This window comes from Thalassospira sp., assembly GCF_030690045.1.
In the GTDB taxonomy this organism is placed as follows: domain Bacteria; phylum Pseudomonadota; class Alphaproteobacteria; order Rhodospirillales; family Thalassospiraceae; genus Thalassospira.
The window spans coordinates 99,693-118,461 of sequence record NZ_JAUYHK010000005.1 but is presented as its reverse complement, the minus strand read 5'-3'; the positions used below and the strand labels follow the sequence as shown (position 1 = coordinate 118,461).

The 18,769-nt window shown below is 55.5% G+C and carries 21 protein-coding genes; 13 read left to right on the top strand and 8 right to left on the bottom strand.

The features are described from left to right. From Q8O73_RS02845 to Q8O73_RS02815, 7 genes are all read left to right on the top strand, one after another. Positions 1-363, top strand: a complete 363-nt coding sequence (locus Q8O73_RS02845; protein ID WP_305554638.1) for an NADH:ubiquinone oxidoreductase subunit NDUFA12 — start codon at positions 1-3, stop codon at positions 361-363. Between the two features lie 56 nt (positions 364-419). After that, on the top strand, positions 420-890 hold the full coding sequence (gene mlaD / locus Q8O73_RS02840; RefSeq protein WP_305554636.1) for an outer membrane lipid asymmetry maintenance protein MlaD: 471 nt from the start codon (positions 420-422) through the stop codon (positions 888-890). An 82-nt stretch (positions 891-972) separates the two neighbouring features. Next, a complete protein-coding gene (locus Q8O73_RS02835; RefSeq protein ID WP_305554634.1) occupies positions 973-1,218 on the top strand; it encodes a hypothetical protein in 246 nt (81 codons plus the stop codon). Positions 1,219-1,247: 29 nt separating this feature from the next. After that, positions 1,248-1,673: a DUF2155 domain-containing protein gene (locus Q8O73_RS02830; protein ID WP_305554631.1), complete on the top strand. Its 426-nt coding sequence runs from the start codon at positions 1,248-1,250 to the stop codon at positions 1,671-1,673. Between the two features lie 198 nt (positions 1,674-1,871). Beyond that, positions 1,872-2,462 (top strand): YceI family protein, encoded by a 591-nt coding sequence (locus tag Q8O73_RS02825; RefSeq protein ID WP_305554628.1) that lies wholly within the window; start codon positions 1,872-1,874, stop codon positions 2,460-2,462. A 69-nt stretch (positions 2,463-2,531) separates the two neighbouring features. After that, a complete protein-coding gene (locus tag Q8O73_RS02820) occupies positions 2,532-3,083 on the top strand; it encodes a cytochrome b (protein WP_305554625.1) in 552 nt (183 codons plus the stop codon). A 5-nt stretch (positions 3,084-3,088) separates the two neighbouring features. Next, entirely contained in the window at positions 3,089-3,664 is a 576-nt protein-coding gene (locus Q8O73_RS02815; protein ID WP_305554622.1) for a YceI family protein, read from the top strand. Between the two features lie 72 nt (positions 3,665-3,736). Here Q8O73_RS02815 and Q8O73_RS02810 read toward each other — a convergent pair whose 3' ends face one another. Together Q8O73_RS02810 and Q8O73_RS02805 are read right to left on the bottom strand one after the other, a co-directional pair. Beyond that, positions 3,737-5,437 (bottom strand): methyl-accepting chemotaxis protein, encoded by a 1,701-nt coding sequence (locus Q8O73_RS02810; protein WP_305554619.1) that lies wholly within the window; start codon positions 5,435-5,437, stop codon positions 3,737-3,739. Positions 5,438-5,619: 182 nt separating this feature from the next. After that, the gene (locus Q8O73_RS02805) at positions 5,620-6,315 is read right to left on the bottom strand and encodes an alpha/beta hydrolase (RefSeq protein WP_305554616.1); all 696 of its coding nucleotides are present in this window, start codon (positions 6,313-6,315) and stop codon (positions 5,620-5,622) included. Positions 6,316-6,752: 437 nt separating this feature from the next. Between Q8O73_RS02805 and Q8O73_RS02800 the strand changes: the two genes are divergently transcribed. Beyond that, on the top strand, positions 6,753-8,084 hold the full coding sequence (locus Q8O73_RS02800) for an MATE family efflux transporter (RefSeq protein WP_305554613.1): 1,332 nt from the start codon (positions 6,753-6,755) through the stop codon (positions 8,082-8,084). 12 nt (positions 8,085-8,096) lie between these two features. Here Q8O73_RS02800 and Q8O73_RS02795 read toward each other — a convergent pair whose 3' ends face one another. Then, positions 8,097-8,792 (bottom strand): Lrp/AsnC family transcriptional regulator, encoded by a 696-nt coding sequence (locus tag Q8O73_RS02795; protein WP_305554610.1) that lies wholly within the window; start codon positions 8,790-8,792, stop codon positions 8,097-8,099. Between the two features lie 228 nt (positions 8,793-9,020). On the opposite strand from Q8O73_RS02795, the gene Q8O73_RS02790 reads away from it, so the two are divergent. Both Q8O73_RS02790 and Q8O73_RS02785 read left to right on the top strand, forming a co-directional pair. After that, positions 9,021-9,518 (top strand): GNAT family N-acetyltransferase, encoded by a 498-nt coding sequence (locus tag Q8O73_RS02790; protein ID WP_305554607.1) that lies wholly within the window; start codon positions 9,021-9,023, stop codon positions 9,516-9,518. Positions 9,519-9,522: 4 nt separating this feature from the next. Next, entirely contained in the window at positions 9,523-9,969 is a 447-nt protein-coding gene (locus Q8O73_RS02785) for an Rrf2 family transcriptional regulator (RefSeq protein ID WP_305554604.1), read from the top strand. Between the two features lie 72 nt (positions 9,970-10,041). On the opposite strand, the gene Q8O73_RS02780 is transcribed toward Q8O73_RS02785, so the two are convergent. Continuing rightward, positions 10,042-11,790: a DEAD/DEAH box helicase gene (locus Q8O73_RS02780; protein ID WP_305554601.1), complete on the bottom strand. Its 1,749-nt coding sequence runs from the start codon at positions 11,788-11,790 to the stop codon at positions 10,042-10,044. 217 nt (positions 11,791-12,007) lie between these two features. Between Q8O73_RS02780 and Q8O73_RS02775 the strand changes: the two genes are divergently transcribed. Together Q8O73_RS02775 and Q8O73_RS02770 are read left to right on the top strand one after the other, a co-directional pair. After that, on the top strand, positions 12,008-12,556 hold the full coding sequence (locus Q8O73_RS02775) for a hydrolase (protein WP_305554598.1): 549 nt from the start codon (positions 12,008-12,010) through the stop codon (positions 12,554-12,556). After that, positions 12,553-13,281 (top strand): alpha/beta fold hydrolase, encoded by a 729-nt coding sequence (locus Q8O73_RS02770; protein ID WP_305554595.1) that lies wholly within the window; start codon positions 12,553-12,555, stop codon positions 13,279-13,281. Before Q8O73_RS02775 ends, Q8O73_RS02770 begins: the two co-directional genes overlap by 4 nt. Here the strand turns inward: Q8O73_RS02770 and Q8O73_RS02765 are convergent. Both Q8O73_RS02765 and Q8O73_RS02760 read right to left on the bottom strand, forming a co-directional pair. Next, positions 13,278-14,123: an ABC transporter substrate-binding protein gene (locus Q8O73_RS02765; RefSeq protein ID WP_305554592.1), complete on the bottom strand. Its 846-nt coding sequence runs from the start codon at positions 14,121-14,123 to the stop codon at positions 13,278-13,280. The two genes, Q8O73_RS02770 and Q8O73_RS02765, sit on opposite strands and share 4 nt — an antisense overlap. 205 nt (positions 14,124-14,328) lie before the next feature. Continuing rightward, positions 14,329-14,925 (bottom strand): hypothetical protein, encoded by a 597-nt coding sequence (locus Q8O73_RS02760; protein WP_305554589.1) that lies wholly within the window; start codon positions 14,923-14,925, stop codon positions 14,329-14,331. 128 nt (positions 14,926-15,053) lie between these two features. On the opposite strand from Q8O73_RS02760, the gene Q8O73_RS02755 reads away from it, so the two are divergent. After that, complete coding sequence (locus Q8O73_RS02755) at positions 15,054-15,611, top strand: cytochrome b (protein WP_305554586.1); 558 nt, start codon at positions 15,054-15,056, stop codon at positions 15,609-15,611. On the opposite strand, the gene Q8O73_RS02750 is transcribed toward Q8O73_RS02755, so the two are convergent. Both Q8O73_RS02750 and parE read right to left on the bottom strand, forming a co-directional pair. Beyond that, positions 15,608-16,528 carry a glutaminase gene (locus tag Q8O73_RS02750; RefSeq protein ID WP_305554583.1) on the bottom strand — a complete coding sequence of 307 codons (921 nt, stop codon included), beginning with the start codon at positions 16,526-16,528 and terminating at the stop codon, positions 15,608-15,610. The genes Q8O73_RS02755 and Q8O73_RS02750 overlap by 4 nt on opposite strands. Positions 16,529-16,604: 76 nt before the next feature. Further along, on the bottom strand, positions 16,605-18,587 hold the full coding sequence (gene parE, locus Q8O73_RS02745) for a DNA topoisomerase IV subunit B (protein ID WP_305554580.1): 1,983 nt from the start codon (positions 18,585-18,587) through the stop codon (positions 16,605-16,607). Between the last annotated feature and the right edge of the window lie 182 nt (positions 18,588-18,769).

The window sequence follows — 18,769 nt, the reverse complement described above, 5'->3', positions numbered from 1 at the left end:
ATGGCCACTGTCGGAACCCGGATTTATACCGCGCTGAAGGGGAAGCGCGTCGGCGAAGACCGCTTCGGCAATGTTTATTACACCGAAAAAAAGCAGGTCAGCGGTCGCAAGGCCAAGCGCTGGGTGATTTACAAGGGGCTTGATGAAGGGTCCAAGGTGCCGGCGGAATGGCATGCGTGGCTGCATTATACCCTTGATGCGCCGCTGTCGGAAAAGGCCGAAGACCGTTATGACTGGCAGAAAGAACATCTGCCGAACCTGACCGGGACCAAACATGCCTATCGCCCGAAGGGCCATGATTACGAAGGTGGTAAGCGGGCGGCGGCAACCGGCGACTATCAGGCATGGACGCCCGAAGGCTAGGCTTTTGACGGGGCAGGGTTTGCCCATGATTTTGATCACGGAAAACAGGAACGGATATGAGCAACAGGATTATCGAGACTCTTGCCGGTGCTGCCGTTATTTCCGTTGCTGTGGTGTTTGCCTATATTTCCTATGACCGGGCCGGGCTGCAATCGGTGGATGGTTATGAACTGACCGCCAGTTTCAGCCGCATTGACGGCCTTGTGGTCGGCAATGATGTCAAGATTTCCGGCGTCAAGGTTGGTTCGGTGATCGGGCAGGATCTTGATCCGCGCACCTATATGGCGGTGGTGCGGATGTCTGTCCGGTCCGATGTGGAATTGCCGACCGACAGTGCGGCGAAGATTGCATCGGATGGTTTGTTGGGCGGCAAGTTTATCTCGCTGGAACCGGGCGGGGATATTGACATGCTGGCGGCCGGTGCCGAAATTCAGTACACCCAAGGATCGGTTAATCTTGAGGAACTGATCGGGCAGGTGATTTATTCGGCCAATTCCGGATCATCGAATTCCGAAACCCCGCAATAATCGTCATTTCGGCCTTGAATTTGCCTGTTTTGCCGCGCAATTTGCGCCCTGTTTCCGTGCCCCTGTTTTGCGGAGCCGCGATATGAGCAAGACCAAAGAGACTCTCCCTGATTTTCCGACATGGCAATCGCGCGATGGCGGGCCGTTATCGTGTGTCGAAAAGATCAAGGTTCTGAACGAAAATTTCGCAGAACTGCATCAATTGATGCAGGACGCGCTGGAAGATGCGTTGTTGATGGGATGTGACGAGGAACAGTTTCGCGGCGTCATGCATGATGTGGTGAACGAACTGTGCAATCCCTATGATGCCCCGAAAAAGGATTCCTGATGATTTCCGGTTCTTGCAGGCTGATTTTGATGTCGGCTTCGATCTTGTCTGTCTGGGGTGGTGCGACCGGTCTTTTTGCGCAAGCGCTTGATTATCGCCCGGCCAAAATTGCGCAGTTACAGGGGCTTGATAAAATCACCGCCCGCATTTCGACCTTTACTGTCCCGGTCGGGCAGAGTGCGCAATTTGGCACCCTGTCGATTACGGTCGATGCCTGTTTCCGAACGCCGCCCGAAGAACGCCCGGAAAGTGCAAGTTTTCTGGAAATCGTCGATACGCGCCTGAGCGACGGGGAAAGCCAGTCGGTGTTTTCCGGCTGGATGTTTGCCTCAAGCCCCGGCCTGTCGGCACTGGAGCATCCGGTTTATGATGTCTGGGTCAAGGAATGCCTGGATGTGGTCGAGGGTGGAGCCGCCCCTGCCAATTCGCCGCCTGATAAACCGGCGGAAAACTGATTCTGGCCAAATCTCCATGCCTCTGACGTTCACATTCGCGTTGTAATGAGGCGATATTGTGGCAGATTGTTTCCAAATAGAAACTGATTGTTGCGCCACAAGCGGATTGAGGCTTTTGGTTTTGACAGGCATTGTCCAAGGGTATTTTGTTGCAGTGCCACATATTTGGCATTGCCGTTGACCCAAGGGAAGCAAACCATGTTTTTATCTGTTAAAAAATCTGTTGCGGCACTGGCGATTGTTGCCGGTCTGTCTTCTGCGGCTTTGAGCGTTCAGGCGGCCGAAACCTATAAATTCGATACCGAACATACCAGCGTTGTTTTCGCGGTCAGTCATCTGGGCTTTTCCAATTTTCAGGGTCGTTTTGGCGGCATTGACGGGGAACTGGTTCTGGACCGCGACGCCCCGGCCAATTCATCGCTGACCGTGACCATTGATCTGACCGCGGTTGACAGTGGCGTTGCCGCCCTTGACGGTCATTTGCAGACCCCGGACTTCTTCAATACCGCCGAATTCCCGACGGCAACCTTCAAAAGCACGTCGGTTGAACTGACCGGCGATAAAACCGCCAAGGTGACCGGCGATCTGACCCTGCATGGTGTGACCAGCCCGGTGACCCTTGACGTCACCCTGAATGGTGAAGGTGCACATCCGATGTCGGGCCTGTATATTGCCGGTTTTTCGGCAACCGGGACGGTTACCCGTAGCGCGTTTGGCATGAATTATCTGGTCCCGGCCGTTGGCGACGATGTGGAATTGCGCATCGAAAGCGAATGGGTCCGTCAGTAACCCCATGATTGAAACGGTTCGGGGATACCCCGGACCGTTTTCGTCTTTTGAATGGACGGAGCCTGCCTGATGTCGCTGCGCAGTACTGCCTTGCGGTTTGGAATCGTCGCCAAGACCTTTCATTGGGTCATGGCGGTTTTGTTCGTTTCGGTGCTTGCCGTTGGCTGGTATATGGATTGGTTGCCGTTGGGGCTTGAAAAGCTGCAATGGATGTCCCGTCACAAATCCATTGGCATCACCATTTTGTTTCTGGCCGTGCTGCGCCTCATCTGGCGTGCCGGCGAAGCGACGCCCGATGCCATCAGCAACCGGGCATGGGAAAAACGCGCTGCGAAGATCGCCCATATTGTCCTTTATGCCGTGATGCTGGCGATGCCGATGACCGGTTGGCTGATGTCGTCGGCGGCGAATTTTTCCGTCAGTGTGTTTGGCCTGTTTACGTTGCCCGATCTGGTGGCGCCCGACAAGGATCTGTTTGCGGCGCTGAGTTATACGCACTGGCTGCTGTCGTGGGGGATTGTCGCCCTTGTCGGGTTGCATGTGGCAGCGGCCCTCAAACATCATTTTATTGACCGCGATTCGACATTGCGCCGGATGTTGCCCGGCTTTTCCGACAGGTAAACAATATGACCCAGAAAATTTCCGGCTTTTTTGCTTCGATGACGATGGTGGCCTTGCTGACCGGGGGCAGTGCATCGGCCCTTGCCGCCGATAACTGGAGTGTTGCGGCGGGTGACAGTGCCGTCACTTTTACCGGCACCCAGCTTGGCGCGTCGTTTGACGGGGCGTTTGAAACCTTTGATGCCAATATCGTTTTTGCGCCCGATGATCTTGCCGGATCAAAGGTTTCGGTGCTGATCGATATTGCCTCGGTCAATACAGAGAATGCCGACCGGGATGGTCAGATTGCATCGGCGGATTGGTTTGATGTGGCGCAATGGCCGATGGCGAAATTTGAAACAAAGGAATTTCGCGAAATCTCGCCGGGCATGTATGAAGCGATTGCCGATCTGACGATTCGCGATGTGACACAGGAAGTTCAATTGCCCTTCAGCCTGACGATTGATGGTAATGGGGCGAAAGCCAGTGGCGAAGTCACGATCCAGCGCACGGCGTTTGGCGTCGGGCAGGGGCAGTGGAGCGACACCGCCCAGGTCGGTGATGATGTGACCATTAAAATCGATATCACGGCGACCCGTTAATCCGGGACCCGAACAGACAAAAGCCGCTGCCGGTTTTTACCTGCAGCGGCTTTTGTATTGGGTTGGTTCTGATCAGGCGCTGGCGTTTTTGCGCAGATCGGCGAGGAAGGTTTCCACGGCCTGATCAAGCGAGACGGCTTCGGTCACCAGTTTTTCGGCCGACCGGGCCAGATGGCCGGTGCCCGATGTGACCTTGGCGGCGTTTTCATTGACCGTGCCAATGCGTTGCGAAACCTCGCGGGTGCCGCTGGCGGCCTGTTGGACATTGCGGGAAATCTCGCCGATGGCCGCATGTTGTTCTTCGACCGCGGCGGAAATTGCGGTGGAACTTTCAGCGACACGGGCGATGGTATCGGAAATCCGCCTTATGGCTTCGACGGCTTCGCCGGTTTCATTTTGAACCGAGGCGATTTGCTGGTTGATTTCCTCGGTCGCACGGGCGGTCTGATTGGCAAGGTTTTTGACCTCGCTGGCGACGACGGCAAAACCCTTGCCGGCATCGCCAGCCCGTGCCGCCTCGATTGTGGCATTCAGCGCCAGAAGGTTGGTCTGGCTGGCGATGTCGCCAATCAGTTTGGCAACATCGCCAATGCGTTGGGCTGCATCGGCCAGACCGGTGATGGTTTCGTTGGTGCGGGCGGCCTCGGCATTGGCCTGATCGGCGACATTGGCCGAATGGGAAATTTGCTGGGCAATTTCATCGCTGGAGGCGGTCAGTTCTTCTGCCGCGGCCGAGACGGTCTGGACATTGGCCGATGTCTGGGCCGTGGCGGAGGCAACGGCGGTGGAAAGTTCGCTGTTGGTATTGGAAGCCACCTGCATTTCCTGACTGGCGGTTTTCATATCGGTGATCGAGGCTGAAATGGAGCGGATCAGACCCTTGACCCGTTTTTCAAGCGAATCTGCCATGTCAAGCAGGTCGGAACGGCGCTGTTCTTCGGCCTTGCTTTCCATTTCGCGTTGGCGGTTTTGCAGGGTACGGTTTTCAACGGCCTGCTGACGGAAGGCAACCACCGTCAGGGCCATGTCGCCAACTTCGTCACCGCGATTCTGTCCTTCGATTTCGCCGTCCAGATTGCCGCTTGCAATCAACGACATGCGGTTGGACAGTTTTTTAAGGCCGGATGAAATATCGCGTCCGATCAGGACACCAAAAGCGGCCAGAATGATAAAAATGATGATCGTGATGATGATAGCAACCGTCGCACTTTCGTAAAAGGCGGTATCGACATCGTCGATATAAATACCCGTGCCCAGAATATCCCCCCAGGGCAGGGGATGGGCGTAAGAAAGTTTTTCATAGGTCTGTTCTTTGGGCAGGCCGGGTTTGGGCCACAGATAGCTTGAAAATCCACCTTGCGGATTATTACCGGCCTTGACCAGTTCACGGATGAAATAGGTGCCGTTCGAATCTTGCAGCGTGCCAAGGTTTTGCCCGACAAGCGCAGGATTGGCCGCATGCATTTTGGTCAGGAAATCGGTGGTAAAGGAAAAGAAATAACCAATATCACCGTCATATTTTCCGGCGGATGTGGCGGAGTAAAACTCGTCAATTGCCTGTTGCTGATCCATTTCGCCGCGATTGACACGCTGCTGATAACCATCGGCAATGGAGACCAGTAATTCGGTTGACGCCCTGATCTTGTCCTTGCGGTCTTCCAGCAAGGTTGTCCGCAGGCTCATAAGTTCGGCGGTTGAAATGATGATCAGCCCGACCAGGGCCAGCAGCGACAGGCTGATAATTTTGTGGCCTATCTTGAATCTTTGCAGCATGCGAACAGCCTCCTTGGCGATAACCCAATCTCTCATACGGATAGTAAACCTATCCATTGTGAGGGGATATCCTACTTATTGTGGTGGGGTGGGGGTATTTCAAGGTGCATTAGTGATTTAAATGAACCCCTACACGCGATATGGCGTGTAGGGGTTTGGTATTGCAATCCTGATGGATAAAATCAGGAAAGGTGTTCTTTTAAAAACTGTGTTGCCAGCGCAATGCCCTGTTCATCAATGCCGTGTTGCAGGCCGGGGCGTTCATGCAGCGTTATGTCAAAACCGGTTTGCATCAGGGTGTCACGGGCCAGACGCGATGCTTCGACCGGGACGACCGGATCGGTCGTGCCATGCACCAGCAAAACCGGCGGTTTGTTCAGCGTTTCGGCGGCAAGGGTTTCGCCCCCCAGCAAAGCCCCGGAAAAACCGACAATCCCGGCAAGGCAATCCTTGCGGCGCGGGGCGGTTTGCAGGGCCATCATCGTGCCCTGGGAAAAGCCGATCAGGGCCAATTTTCCAGCATCAAGTTTGTGCTGTGCAAGCAGGTTGTCAATAAACAGATCAATGGATGTGGCACTTTGCCGGGCGCCTTCGGCCATGGCGCGCAAGGCACCGGACATGGTTTCGGGTTTGCGGCGCAGAAATTCGGGATCATAGGCCGCCAGACTGAACCATTGACGGCCAAAGGGTGACATTTCGCACGGTTGCGGCGCATTGGGGGAATAAAACACCGTGTCGGGCAGGGCACGGGCAAAATGCGGGGCCAGACCAATCAGGTCATTGCCATCCGCCCCATAACCATGCAGCAAGACAACGATGCTTTTGACTGTGCCGGAGGCAGCGGGAAATATCGGGCCGTCAAGGGCGGCGAGGGTCATGGTTACTTCCTTGGTTGCAATGCGGAATTTTCTGTACCCTGCCGCAAGCAACAAAAAGGCGCAAGATTCTTGTGTGAAAACGCTTTTATAATACCTGTGGATAAGTGTGGGGATAAGATGATGCAATCCTTCACAAATCCGTCAAAAGCCGAAGCCATAACAATTTCCATATCGGACTTAATGGCCGCAAATGTAGCGGTTTTGTTGGGTTTTCTGGAAATGCAAATTCTGTATTGCGATCAATTTTCATCTTGTGAACAATTGAACATTTTCGGTCGGTATCGCCACAGTGCCAAATGACGTTGCGGTTTTATCACCCGGCGACGGAAAGGGGAGACCTTGTGCGGGGCCGGTCAGAAAGCAATTGATTTGCCCGATATCTTGCAACAAGGTGTGCGCCGCGTCAGATCGTTGTTTTATCAGTCAGAGTTGTCCATATGTCCCGTTCCCGTATCTGGCCCGGCATGGGAGACCGGCGTGTCCTGAAACTGACATTGCCGATTATCCTGTCCAATGCCACCGTGCCGTTGCTGGGGGCGGCCGATACCGCCGTGGTTGGCCATCTGGACAGCCCGCATTATATCGGGGCGGTCGCGGTCGGGGCGCTGATTTTCAGTTATGTGTTCTGGAGCTTTGGCTTTTTGCGCATGGCGACCACCGGGCTTGCGGCACAGGCCGTCGGGCGGCGCGATGGCAATGCGGTGCGCGCGGTTTTTGCGCGCGGGGCGGTGATTGCGGTGGTGGCGGGTGGTCTGGTCATGCTGTTGCAAGGACCGATCATTGATCTTGCGATGTCGCTGATTGCGCCCGGTGGCATGGTTGAAGCGGCAGCGCGGGATTATTTCCATGTGCGGATCTGGGCATCGCCCGCCACATTGATGCAATATTGCATGCTGGGCTGGTTGTTGGCGATGGGCGACAGCCGGGCGATCTTTATTTTTCAGGTGGTGCTGAACGGCCTGAATATTGTGCTGGATATCCTGTTTGTGCAGGGATTTGGCTGGGACGTGCGCGGGGTTGCCGGGGCGACGGTGATTGCCGATTATTCCGGGGTGGTTCTGGGCTGGTATCTGATGCAGTCGCATTTGAAACGGCTGGGCGGATCATGGCGCGGCATTGGCATTTTCAACCGGGTGGAACTGACCCGGCTGATGCGGGTCAATGGCGATATTTTTATCCGTACCCTGGCCCTGACATCGGCATTCGCCCTGTTTACCAGTTTCAGCGCCCGTATGGGCGAGGTGACGCTGGCGGCCAATGCGGTTTTGCAGAATTTTCTGGTGTTTGGGTCCTTTGCGCTGGACGGGTTTGCCCATGCGGCGGAAACGCTGGTCGGGCGGGCCTATGGGGCGGGGCGGCGGCAACAGTTTTTATGGGCGGTCCGCAAAACCACGATCTGGTCGGTGGTCTCGGCGGTGGTGATGACACTGGTTTTTGCCGCCCTTGGCATTTTCATCATCAAGGGACTGACGGGTATTGAGGCCGTCCGGATCGAGGCATACCGATATATGGGATGGGCGGTTTTACTGCCGGTATCGGGTGTTTTGGGATTTCAGTTTGATGGCGTGTTTCTGGGGGCGATGCAAACCCGGGCATGGCGCAATATGATGTTGGTGTCGGTCGGGCTGTTTGCCATTCTGGCATGGGGGGCGATGATGACGGGCAGCAATCATGGCCTGTGGGCGGCGCTGAATGTGTTCCTTTTGCTGCGTGGGGTGACGCTGGTCTGGCTTTATCCAACCATCATCCCGAAACCGCAGGGGGCCTGACGGCTTTTGGGGTTATTCGGCGTCGTGCACCGGTAATTTGGTGCTGTTTTTGACTTCGTGCAGGGTGAAGCTGGATTTGATATTGGCGACACCGGGCAATTTCATCAGGACGTCGGATAACAGGCGCTGATAGGCGGCCGGGTCGCGCACGACGATGCGCATCATGTAATCCTGATTGCCGACCATCGCATAACAATCGACAATTTCCGGGCTTTGCTGTACGGCGGTTTCAAACCGGCGCAGGGACGGTTCGTCATGCTGGGTCAGCGATACGGTGACAAAGACATTGACCCCAAGGCGCAAATGAGCCGGGTCCAGCAGGGCAACATATTTGCGAATGACGCCGCTTTCTTCTAGTTTGCGCAATCGGCGCAAGCAGGGAGAGACCGACAACCCGACCTTTTCGGCCAGTTCAACCATTGAAATTCGGCCATCTTCCTGAATTTCAAGAAGAATTTTGCGATCGATTGCATCATAACGATTGCGCGCCATTGCGTGCCAAACTCCTCTGGTCGAAAAATCCGTCATTGCCAAAATCCGGTCGCGACCGGCGACCCCGGATGATTTTGACAGTACGGAAAGCTGTGTCGCGATAAGCCATGACTTCGCCTTGCTGTCAATGTCTGTATCATCTGCCACACCGCATCTATTCACGCTTTGCGGCAAGACAAAGGCCGGTTTTAAAGCGGGCAGAATGGCTTGTGCCATTGCCCTTTTGTCTTGCCCCGGATGCGGGGCCGGGTTATGGGAAGAAAGGCCGTTCTTTTGCCGGGTGAAATGACTTGCCCGTGGTACAAGGAACTTATCGTTGCCGCCATCCCCCTGTGCAGTGTAGTATAATCGTACGAAATTACGTATTTCAGGACGGATTCCCGCCTGAAACGGGCCTGATGCCTTTGCTTTGGCACGGCCTGAGGAAGACGAAAGGCACAAGTAGTGGACGCTGCGCAACATAAACCGGGTTATAACTCGGTCTCGATTGGCGAGCATAAAATTGATATCCGGCCCGCAATTCTGGAAGATTTGCCCAATGTGGTTGATCTGGATGACAGGACAACGGGCCTGCGCAAACCGGAATACTGGGATGATCTTTTTGTGCGCTATGGCAATCGCAAGGATCAGCGGTTTTTTCTGGTGGCCGAGGAAAAAGGGCAGCTTTTGGGCTGTATCTTTGGCGAAGTCCGGTCGTGGGAGTTCAATTCGGTGCCGTGTGGCTGGGTCGGGACGGTCAGCGTCGAGCCTGATTTACGCATGGGCGGGATCGGGTCGATCCTGTATGACGAAATTTGCAAATGTTTCCGCAAGGCCGGTGTGACCAAAATCCGCACCATGATCCCGCGCGATGCGACCGATCTGATGTCGTTTTTCCGCGCCCAGGGCATGATGGCGGGCCCCTTTATTCAGCTTGAAACCGATATGGACGAAGGGGTGTAACGCCATGATGTCCTTACAAAAGGCAACCCTGTTTGCCCTGTATGCCGTACTGGAACTGGCCGAAGATACTGACCGGCAATTATCGGCGGCCGAAATCGCCGAACGTTATGGCATTTCCACCAATCATCTGGCCAAGGTTCTGCGCGATCTGGGCCGGGCCGGGTTGGTGGAATCGGTGCGTGGTGCCGGGGGCGGATACCGGTTTTGCGGCAATGCCAAACGCACAACCTTGCTGGATGTGGTTGAGTTGTTTGAAGAAGTTGGTGCCGGGCCATCCAGCGGGATTGTTCAGGATACCAATGCCGGGGTGGCTTTGTCGCTGGTGATGGATGAGATCGAGGCGATCACCTATGCCACCCTGCAATCGATTTCGATTGAAACGATGTTAAAGCTGATGCGCAAGCGCAGGCCCGAACGCCCGGTTTCAACCGGATTGTTCCGCGCTGTCTGATTGGCGCTATATCTGAAATGCAAAGGCCGCCGGGAGATGTTCCGGCGGCCTTTGATGTTTTGGCAGGATCGATCAGTTTGTGTTGCTGTCCGATGCGCTGTTTTCGGCAGGGGCAGAAGGCTTGCGCGGTTTGCGCGGGGCGCGTGCCCTGGTGGTTTTTGCTGCGGGCTTTTCTGCCGGTTTGTCGGCTGTTTTGCGGGCAGTTGATTTCGCAGCGGCAGCTTTGGGGGCTGCTGCGGCTTTTTTGGCCGATGATGTGCCACTGACCGATGCCGGAACGGCCGTCATCAGGAAGGCCGGAACATGGTCGCCAAGGCCGGTGACCGGTTTGTCATCGCGATCATAATCATGGCGTTCGCGGCGGGCCGGACGGGCATGGTTATCGCGTGTATGATTGTCACGGGCGGGTTGTGCCGGACGCGAAGACTGCGCCGGGCGTGCCGCCTGACGGTCATTCGTGCGATCATTGCGGCGCGGTTCAGGGGCCGTGCGGGGTTTGTCGGCAACAACCGGAGCGGCTACCGCAACCGGGGCCGCATCTGGCGTTGCCGGTTTGCGTTCGTTGGCGCGGGCGCTGTCGCGGTTGCCTTCACGTTTGCCATTGCGGGTCGGGCGGGCATCACTGCGGGCGCTATCGCCTGACTTGCCAGCGGGGCGTTTACCCCGGCGTTTCTTGCCGCTGTAATCCAGTTCAAGGGTTTCAATTCCTTCAACATCGGTCAGCGGGATTTCCATATTGATGGCTTTGTTGATCGCCTGCACCAGTTTGCCGTCTTCGGGCATGGCAAGGGTGAATGCCTTGCCCGCACGACCGGCGCGACCGGTTCGTCCGGTGCGGTGGACATAATCATCGGCATTGAACGGCACGTCGAAATTAAACACATGCGAGACATCGGCAACGTCAATGCCGCGGGCGGCAACGTCGGAGCAGACCAGTAAGGTGATTTCGCCCGACTTGAATTTATCAAGCGTTTCGGTGCGTTCGCTTTGTACCAGATCGCCATGCATGCGCCCGGCATTAAAGCCGTGCTTGACCAGCGATTTGTAAAGGATATCGACATCCTTTTTGCGGTTGCAAAACACAAAGGCGTTTTTGATCTGTTCGGAGCGGATCAGGCGGCGCAGGGTTTCGCGCTTGTCCATCTCATCGATAACAGCCAGACGATGATCGACCGTTGCGGCCATGGTGGCCGGCGGTGCGACGGTGATTTCCTTGGGGTTGCTAAGGAATTTGTCGGCCAGACGGCGAATTTCCTTGGGCATGGTTGCCGAGAAAAACAGGGTTTGACGCTGTTTGGGCAACATGGCGACGATTTTTTCGATATCGGGGATAAAGCCCATATCAAGCATGCGGTCGGCTTCGTCGATCACCAGCAGTTTACAATCGGACAGCAACAGCTTGCCGCGTTCAAAGGTATCGATCAGGCGACCGGGGGTCGCGATCAGAACATCAGCGCCGCGTTCAAGGATTTTTTGTTGTTCGACAAAGCTTTCGCCGCCAATGACCAGTGCTTTGGACAGCGTCATATATTTGCCGTAGGTGTCGAAATTCTGGGCGACCTGGGTTGCCAGTTCGCGGGTGGGTTCCAGAATGATCGACCGTGGCATGCGCATGCGTGCCCGGCCATGATGAAGGATATCAAGCATCGGCAAGGTAAAGCCGGCGGTTTTGCCCGTACCGGTCTGCGCACAGCCCAGAATGTCGCGGCCCATCAGGACCGAAGGGATGGCTTGCTGCTGGATCGGGGTCGGGGTGTCATAACCAGCGTCAGTGACGGCTTTGACGATATCTTCGCTCAGGCCGAGATCGGCGAAATTCATGTGGTTCAATTTCCCGCAGAAGAATGCGTTAATGTGTGTTTGCAACAAGGCAAATCTGTTTGGGTGGTAAAGCCAACGCTGCTTCAAGTCAAGAAAAACGCCGCGCAAGAGGCGGTTTAACATGGATTTTATGGGTTGAAACGCTTGTTCCTGTGGATCAGGCAGCGTAATCTGCATTCGCAATGGCATGAAACTGCGATGAAAAGGAACCGGCAAGATGTTGATGGATGCTGATCGGTCTTTCCTGGTGATTATTGATGTGCAGGAAAAACTCTATCCGGCTTGCCTTGAACCGGCACAAACAGTTGCGGCCTGTACCTTTTTGCAAAAATGCGCCAACCGTCTTGGCGTGCCGACGATTGTTACCGAACAATACCCCAAAGGATTGGGGCATTCGGCCTCGGAAATTCTGGCATTGTTGCCCGAAAATGGTCATGTCGTTGCCAAAACCCATTTTTCCAGCGTTCCGGCCGATGGGTTTATGGATAAGATCGAAGAATTTCCGGGCCGCGACCAGATCGTTATTGCCGGAATGGAAACCCATGTTTGCGTTCTGCAAACCGTGATGGATCTGATGGGGCGCGGGCGCGATGTTTTTGTGGTGTCCGATGCGGTTTCGTCGCGCAGCCAGCATGACCGTATTTTCGGCCTTGAACGCATGCGCGATGCCGGGGCCAAGATCGTCACCCGTGAAAGCGTGATGTTTGAATGGTTGCGTGTTGCCGGAACCCCGGAATTCAAGGAACTGAGCGCCCTGATCAAATGACATCGCCCATTACGGTGATGTTTCTGCCCGGCATGCTGGCCGATCACCGGTTATGGCGGCCGGGTCTGGATTGCCTGCGCCATCTTGTCGGGGCAGGGGCGATTACCCCGGTATTTCCGGATTTTACCGATTGCGAAACGATTGAGGCGATGGTGGACCGGGTTCTGGAAAATGCCCCGACGCGTTTTGCAATTGTCGGCATGTCGATGGGGGGCTATGTCGCCTTTGAACTGATGCGGCGGGTGCCGGACCGGATCAGCCACCTGATGCTGGTCAATACGCAGGCCGGGGCGGATGATACCAAAACGCGCCGCCGTCGCCAGATGTTGGCGCAGATTGTTGGCACACACCGCCCGTTTCAGGGCGTATCCGCAGCAGTGCTGAACGATATGTTGCATCCCGATCATCGCCATGATGCCGGGATCATCAAAATATTGTCGGGGATGGCCGATGATCTGGGGGTGGCGGTATATCGCCGTCATCAGCGGGCGGTTGCCCTGCGGCGCGATTACCGGGATATTTTGCCGTGTCTGACCATGCCCTGTGCGATTGTCGGGGGCCTTGCCGATAAAATTACGCCGCCGGTGACACAGCAGATTATGGCCGATGCGATCCCGATGGCGCAGATGACGATGGTGGCAGGTGCCGGTCATTATGTGCCGCTGGAATGCCCCGATATTTTTGCCGGGATACTGGCGGATTTGTTGATAGGCCGCGATCCTTAATCCGGACTGTAGTAAACCAGCCATGTGCGGCCAAGGGCCGTATTGTCATAGCTGTGCAGGATGTCATCAAGCTGCCCGCCCGTCCGTGTGACGGCAAGATAGGTATTGAATTTCGCCATGATGTCGCGATTTGCAGGTGTATCGGGCAAAAACAGATGGCTGTCGATTTCCAGAATCGGATTGTTATGCAATGTCAGCCTGTCGAGATCCGCATTGTCCAGCCCGGCACGGAATTTCAGGGCATTATTTTGTGTATCGCCACACTGAATCAGGGCCACATCCAGCCGCCCGGCCAATACAAGGGCGACGGCCTGCCGGGTGGAATTGAAATAACTGACATCAATATTGATACCGGTTCTTTCGCGAAACATCGGTATGCCGCGCATCAGGCCGACTTGCAGGCCTTCCAGATCATCGATGGAACGAATATCGAGAGGGGCCCGGCGGGCGGAAACCGCATATAGGCGTGATGATATGATGCGGTTTGATACCAGGAATCCTTGCGGGATAGTATGCGTATCAATCCCGATAAAACCGCTATTGCCCGACAGGGTATCTTCCAGTGCCCGTTTCAGGGGGCGCAAACGATAGGACAGGGAAATCTGATGGCGGGTGGTGAAATCCTGCAATAAATCGTAAAACAGCCCGGATGGCTGATCGCCGATCTGAAAACTGTGGGGATAGGCATCATGATCGGCATGGATCGTCAAAACAGGACGGGGGATTTCCCCGGCCTGTGTTTGCGGAATCCAGATGCCGAAAGCGACCAGAAATCCCAGTAAAATCAAAATATTGGTGCGTGAAAAATCCCGATCAGAATGCCAGAAATTCCGCATTTTCAAGACGTTGCCCCCACCCGTTTCCGGGGCAAGACATCATCATGGCAATCGCGCCTTACAGCACAGGCCATCTTCCCACCTCCCCAAGCACGCGACGCTTTTTGCGTCTTATTTGCTACTCTTTAGAATAGTCCTTAACAGATTGGCCGGGTTCGCTTTGGGGATCAAGCGAATTGATGCGGGTTTCGGCGAAAGAATAAGATGCGGTCTAGCAGGGCGGCAAAATGCCGCCACATCCTCGATCTGTCCGTCCCGGGCGGGGGTGCGGAAACAGCGTCTGGATCAGGGGGGATGCGATGCTGTCAAGTTCCTGTTCCGTCACCGGATTGGCGATATCTACCCGGACTTCGGAGACGCCGCGATCCCCGGCGCAGAAAGTGAAACGGATGGCGGTCCGTTCGTCTGCGGTTGCGGGTGCGGCGCTGACCGGGTTTTGGCACATGGTATCGCGGAAACTGGCCTGGGTTGGATGAATGACGGCGACCAGACGGTATTGCGGGCGCAAGACGGCCTTTGTGCCATCGCCGGTCATCGGTGGATTTTCGGCGTCATCGACGAAGGTCAGGCGTGGGGCAAAACCGCGATTGGACAAAATGCGTGCCCAGTCGGCATTTGTCATCCCGTCAACCGCCCCGTGCATTTCCAGCAACATTACCCGGTCCGGCGCGCCATAGGTCTTGAAGCTTTCGACCTCGCTCATATTGTAATAGGGATTCTGGATTGCGGTCATGCCACATGCCGCCAGTGGCAGGAAAAGTGCGATCAGGGCAGGGCGGCAAAATGACAGTAACGGGGAAACGGACATGGTGGGGCTCCGTATGGTTTGGAATGGCTCAAGACAGGGCGACGAATTGATACATCCTTGGCATATCATGGTTACAGGCGGAGGTTAAGGTCGGGTGTTTTCAAATCATCCCGCGAAAGGTCTGCATCATGACGACATCACCGGTTTCCCCGCATTCTGCGCCGCGTCCCCATTGGTCTGTTTTGTTATTTCACTGGGCAATGGCGGCCCTGATCGTTGCGACCTTTATCATTGGGCAGGTGATGGAAGATATGCCGCGTGCCGAACGTTTGCCCGTCATGGGCTGGCATGTTCTGGCCGGGTTGGCTGTTCTGGCCCTTTTCCTGCCGCGTATTTTGGCCGTGATGCGCGATAAATCGGGGACCAGAACCCGACCGTCAGGATGGACGGGCAGGATTGCCGCCCTTATGCATGGTCTGTTGTATCTTGCCATGCTGGTCCTGCCGATCAGCGGGTTGATGGCGGTGATGACCAGTGGTCGGAATTTCCCGGTGATCGGACTGTTTTCCCTGCCGACTTTTGGCGCCATCGAATGGTTGCATGATCTGGCAGAAGACATTCACGAAACCCTGATCCCGGTTCTTGTTGTGCTGGTGATCCTGCATGTGGTTGCCGCACTTTGGCATCATTTTGTGGTGCGCGATGATGTATTGGCGCGGTATTTGCCGGGGCGCAAGGACCGTTAAAATACGGATCTCCCGATGGCGCCCATCAACATTTCCAGCGCGGTGATTCCGGCGGCAGAATTGCCGCGCTGATCAAGTTTCGGCGACCAGACGCACACAGAAAATTCGCCGGGAATAATGCCAATGATGCCACCACCCACCCCGCTTTTGGCGGGAATGCCAACCGAAAAAGCAAAGTCGCCCACCCCGTCATACATGCCACAGGTCAGCATCAGGGCATTGATGCGGGCATTTTCGAGGGGGGACAGGACCGGTTCGCCGTCTGTCCCGGTGCCGCGATTGGCCAGAAACAGGGCAGCCCGTGCCATCTCGCGGCATGTCATGGCAACGGAACATTGCTTGAAATAGGCACGTACAACGTCTTCGACCGGGTTGTCGAGTTTGCCGAAACTTTTCAGCAAATAGGCAATGGCGCGGTTGCGATTGCCGTGTTCGTCTTCGGACAGATAAACCTCGTTATCGATGCGAATTTCACGATTGCCGCATAGCTGGCCCAGAAATTCGGCAACGGAGCGGTCCGGATTGGCAAAGCGCGAGGCAATCAGGTCACAGACCCGGATCGCCCCGGCATTGATAAACGGATTGCGCGGAATGCCGTCTTCCTGTTCGATCTGGATCAGGGAATTAAAGGCCGAGCCGGAGGGTTCGCGCCGGACGGCCTGCCACAAATCATCACCGCAACTGCGCAGGGCCAGAACCAGCGCAAACACCTTGGAAATGCTTTGGATCGAAAACGGGATATCGGCGTCACCCACCGCATATTCCCGCCCATCGACCAGCCGCAGCGTCATGGCGAAACGGTCGTCGGGGACGGTGGCAAGGGCCGGGATATAATCGGCAATCCGGGCATCGCCAAAATCCTGTCGGGCGAGGCGGTCCTGAACATCGCCAAGAATGGCTGGAAAATCGTGCGGCACGTCAATCCCCCCCCGTGTGCGGGACAAAAAACCCGGCGCAGGGCACCGGGTTTGATGGTTTGTCATGATATGTGGCCTAAACGTCGATATCCTCGACAAAGCGGGCATGTTCCTGAATGAACTGGAACCGCAATTCCGGCTTTTTGCCCATCAGGCGATTGACCAGATCCTTGGTCTGTTCGCGGGCATCGGGTTCGGCGGCATCGGGCAGAACCACCCGCAACAGGGTGCGGTTTTTGTGCGACATGGTGGTTTCGCGCAATTGGGTCGAGGGCATTTCACCCAGACCCTTGAAGCGGGAGATTTCGACCTTGCCCGATTTTTTGAATTCGGTTTCCAGCAGGACCTCTTTTTCGGCATCATCCATTGCATAGATGCTTTTGCCGCCCAGTGTCAGACGATAGAGCGGCGGCAGCGCCAGATAAAGATGCCCGGCCTCGATCAGGCCCGTCATTTCCTGATAGAAAAACGTCATCAAAAGCGATGCGATATGCGCGCCATCCACGTCCGCATCGGTCATGATGATGATGCGTTCATACCGCAAATCGGCAATCCTGAAATCAGAACCCGATCCACAGCCAAAGGCTTCGATCATGTCCTTGATTTCCTGATTGGCCATCATTTTATCGCGCGTGGCCGAGGCGACATTGAGGATTTTGCCGCGCAAAGGCAGCACTGCCTGGGTTTCGCGATCGCGGGCCTGCTTCGCGGAACCACCGGCCGAATCGCCTTCGACCAGAAAGATTTCGGTGCCCGTGGCAATGGAGCGTGAACAGTCGGCAAGCTTGCCGGGCAGGCGGAGTCTGCGGGTCGCGGACTGACGCTTGGTTTCTTTCTTTTCCTTGCGACGCAGGCGTTCTTCAGCACGGTATATGATACTTTCAAGGAGTTTTTTGGCGTTTTCGGTATCACCGGTCAGCCAATGGTCAAAATGGTCACGCACAGCGGTTTCAACCAGTTTGGTTGCGCTGGCCGTACCCAGTTTTTCTTTGGTCTGACCCTGAAATTGCGGATCGGGAATGAAAACCGACAGCATGATACATGCCCCGGCAAACACATCCTCGGCGGTGATGGCGGCGGCTTTTTTCTGGCCGGTCATTTCGCCATAAGACCGGATCGCCTTGCTGAGCGCATAGCGAATCCCGGCTTCGTGCGTGCCGCCTTGCGGTGTTGGCACGGTATTGCAATAGGAATGGAAATAACCTTCGCCGCCATCTGGCCATGCAACGGCCCATTCGACGCGCCCCGGGCTTTCGGAAAATTTTGCTTCGCCAGCAAAGGGGCGTTCCGTGATCAGGTCACGGTCTTTCAGCGTCATTTCCAGATAATCGAGAATCCCGTTGGGGAATTTCAGAACTTCTTTTTGTGGTGTCGGATCATCGGATGTCAAAAGTGACGGATCAACCGACCAGCGGATTTCAACACCCTTGAACAGATAGGCCTTGGACCGGGCCATCCGGAAAATGGTGGCCGGTTTCAGTTTGGCGCGGGTGCCGAAAATATCGGGATCGGGGCGGAAAATAACCGTGGTACCCCGGCGATTCTGCACGGCACCGCCATCCTGCAATGTCATTTGCGGGACGCCGCGTGAATATTCCTGAAAATAGAGTTTGCGGTCGCGGGCCACTTCGACCCGGAATTTGTCGGTCAGGGCATTGACCACCGACATGCCGACCCCATGCAAACCGCCTGATGTTTCATAGGCATTGCCGGAAAACTTGCCGCCGGAATGCAGGGTTGTCAGGATGACTTCCAGTGCCGATTTGTCGGGAAATTTCGGATGCGGATCGGTCGGGATGCCGCGACCATTATCGCGCACCAGAACCGTATTGTCGGTCTGGAGTTCCAGTTCGATCCAGTCGGCGTGACCGGCGACGGCCTCGTCCATCGAGTTATCAAGGATTTCCGCGACAAGGTGATGCAGGGCGGCATCATCGGTGCCGCCAATATACATGCCCGGACGCCTGCGGACGGGTTCAAGGCCTTCGAGAACCTCGATATCCTTGGCGGAATAATTATTGTCGGTGGCGATATTGGAATCTTGAAAAAGGTCGGTCATGTCCCGGGAACGCAACTATTTTTTATGGTGAAACGACGTTTTGCCCTCCGTTGTGACGAACGGCATTGTAAGGTTGGTTTCCTCAACGCTAAACGAGTACCATAAGAAACCGATGGCGGACCATAAAAATGTGTTCGTCCGGTTTCCGGTATCAAAAAGACCGGAAATGATGCCGGGAGGCA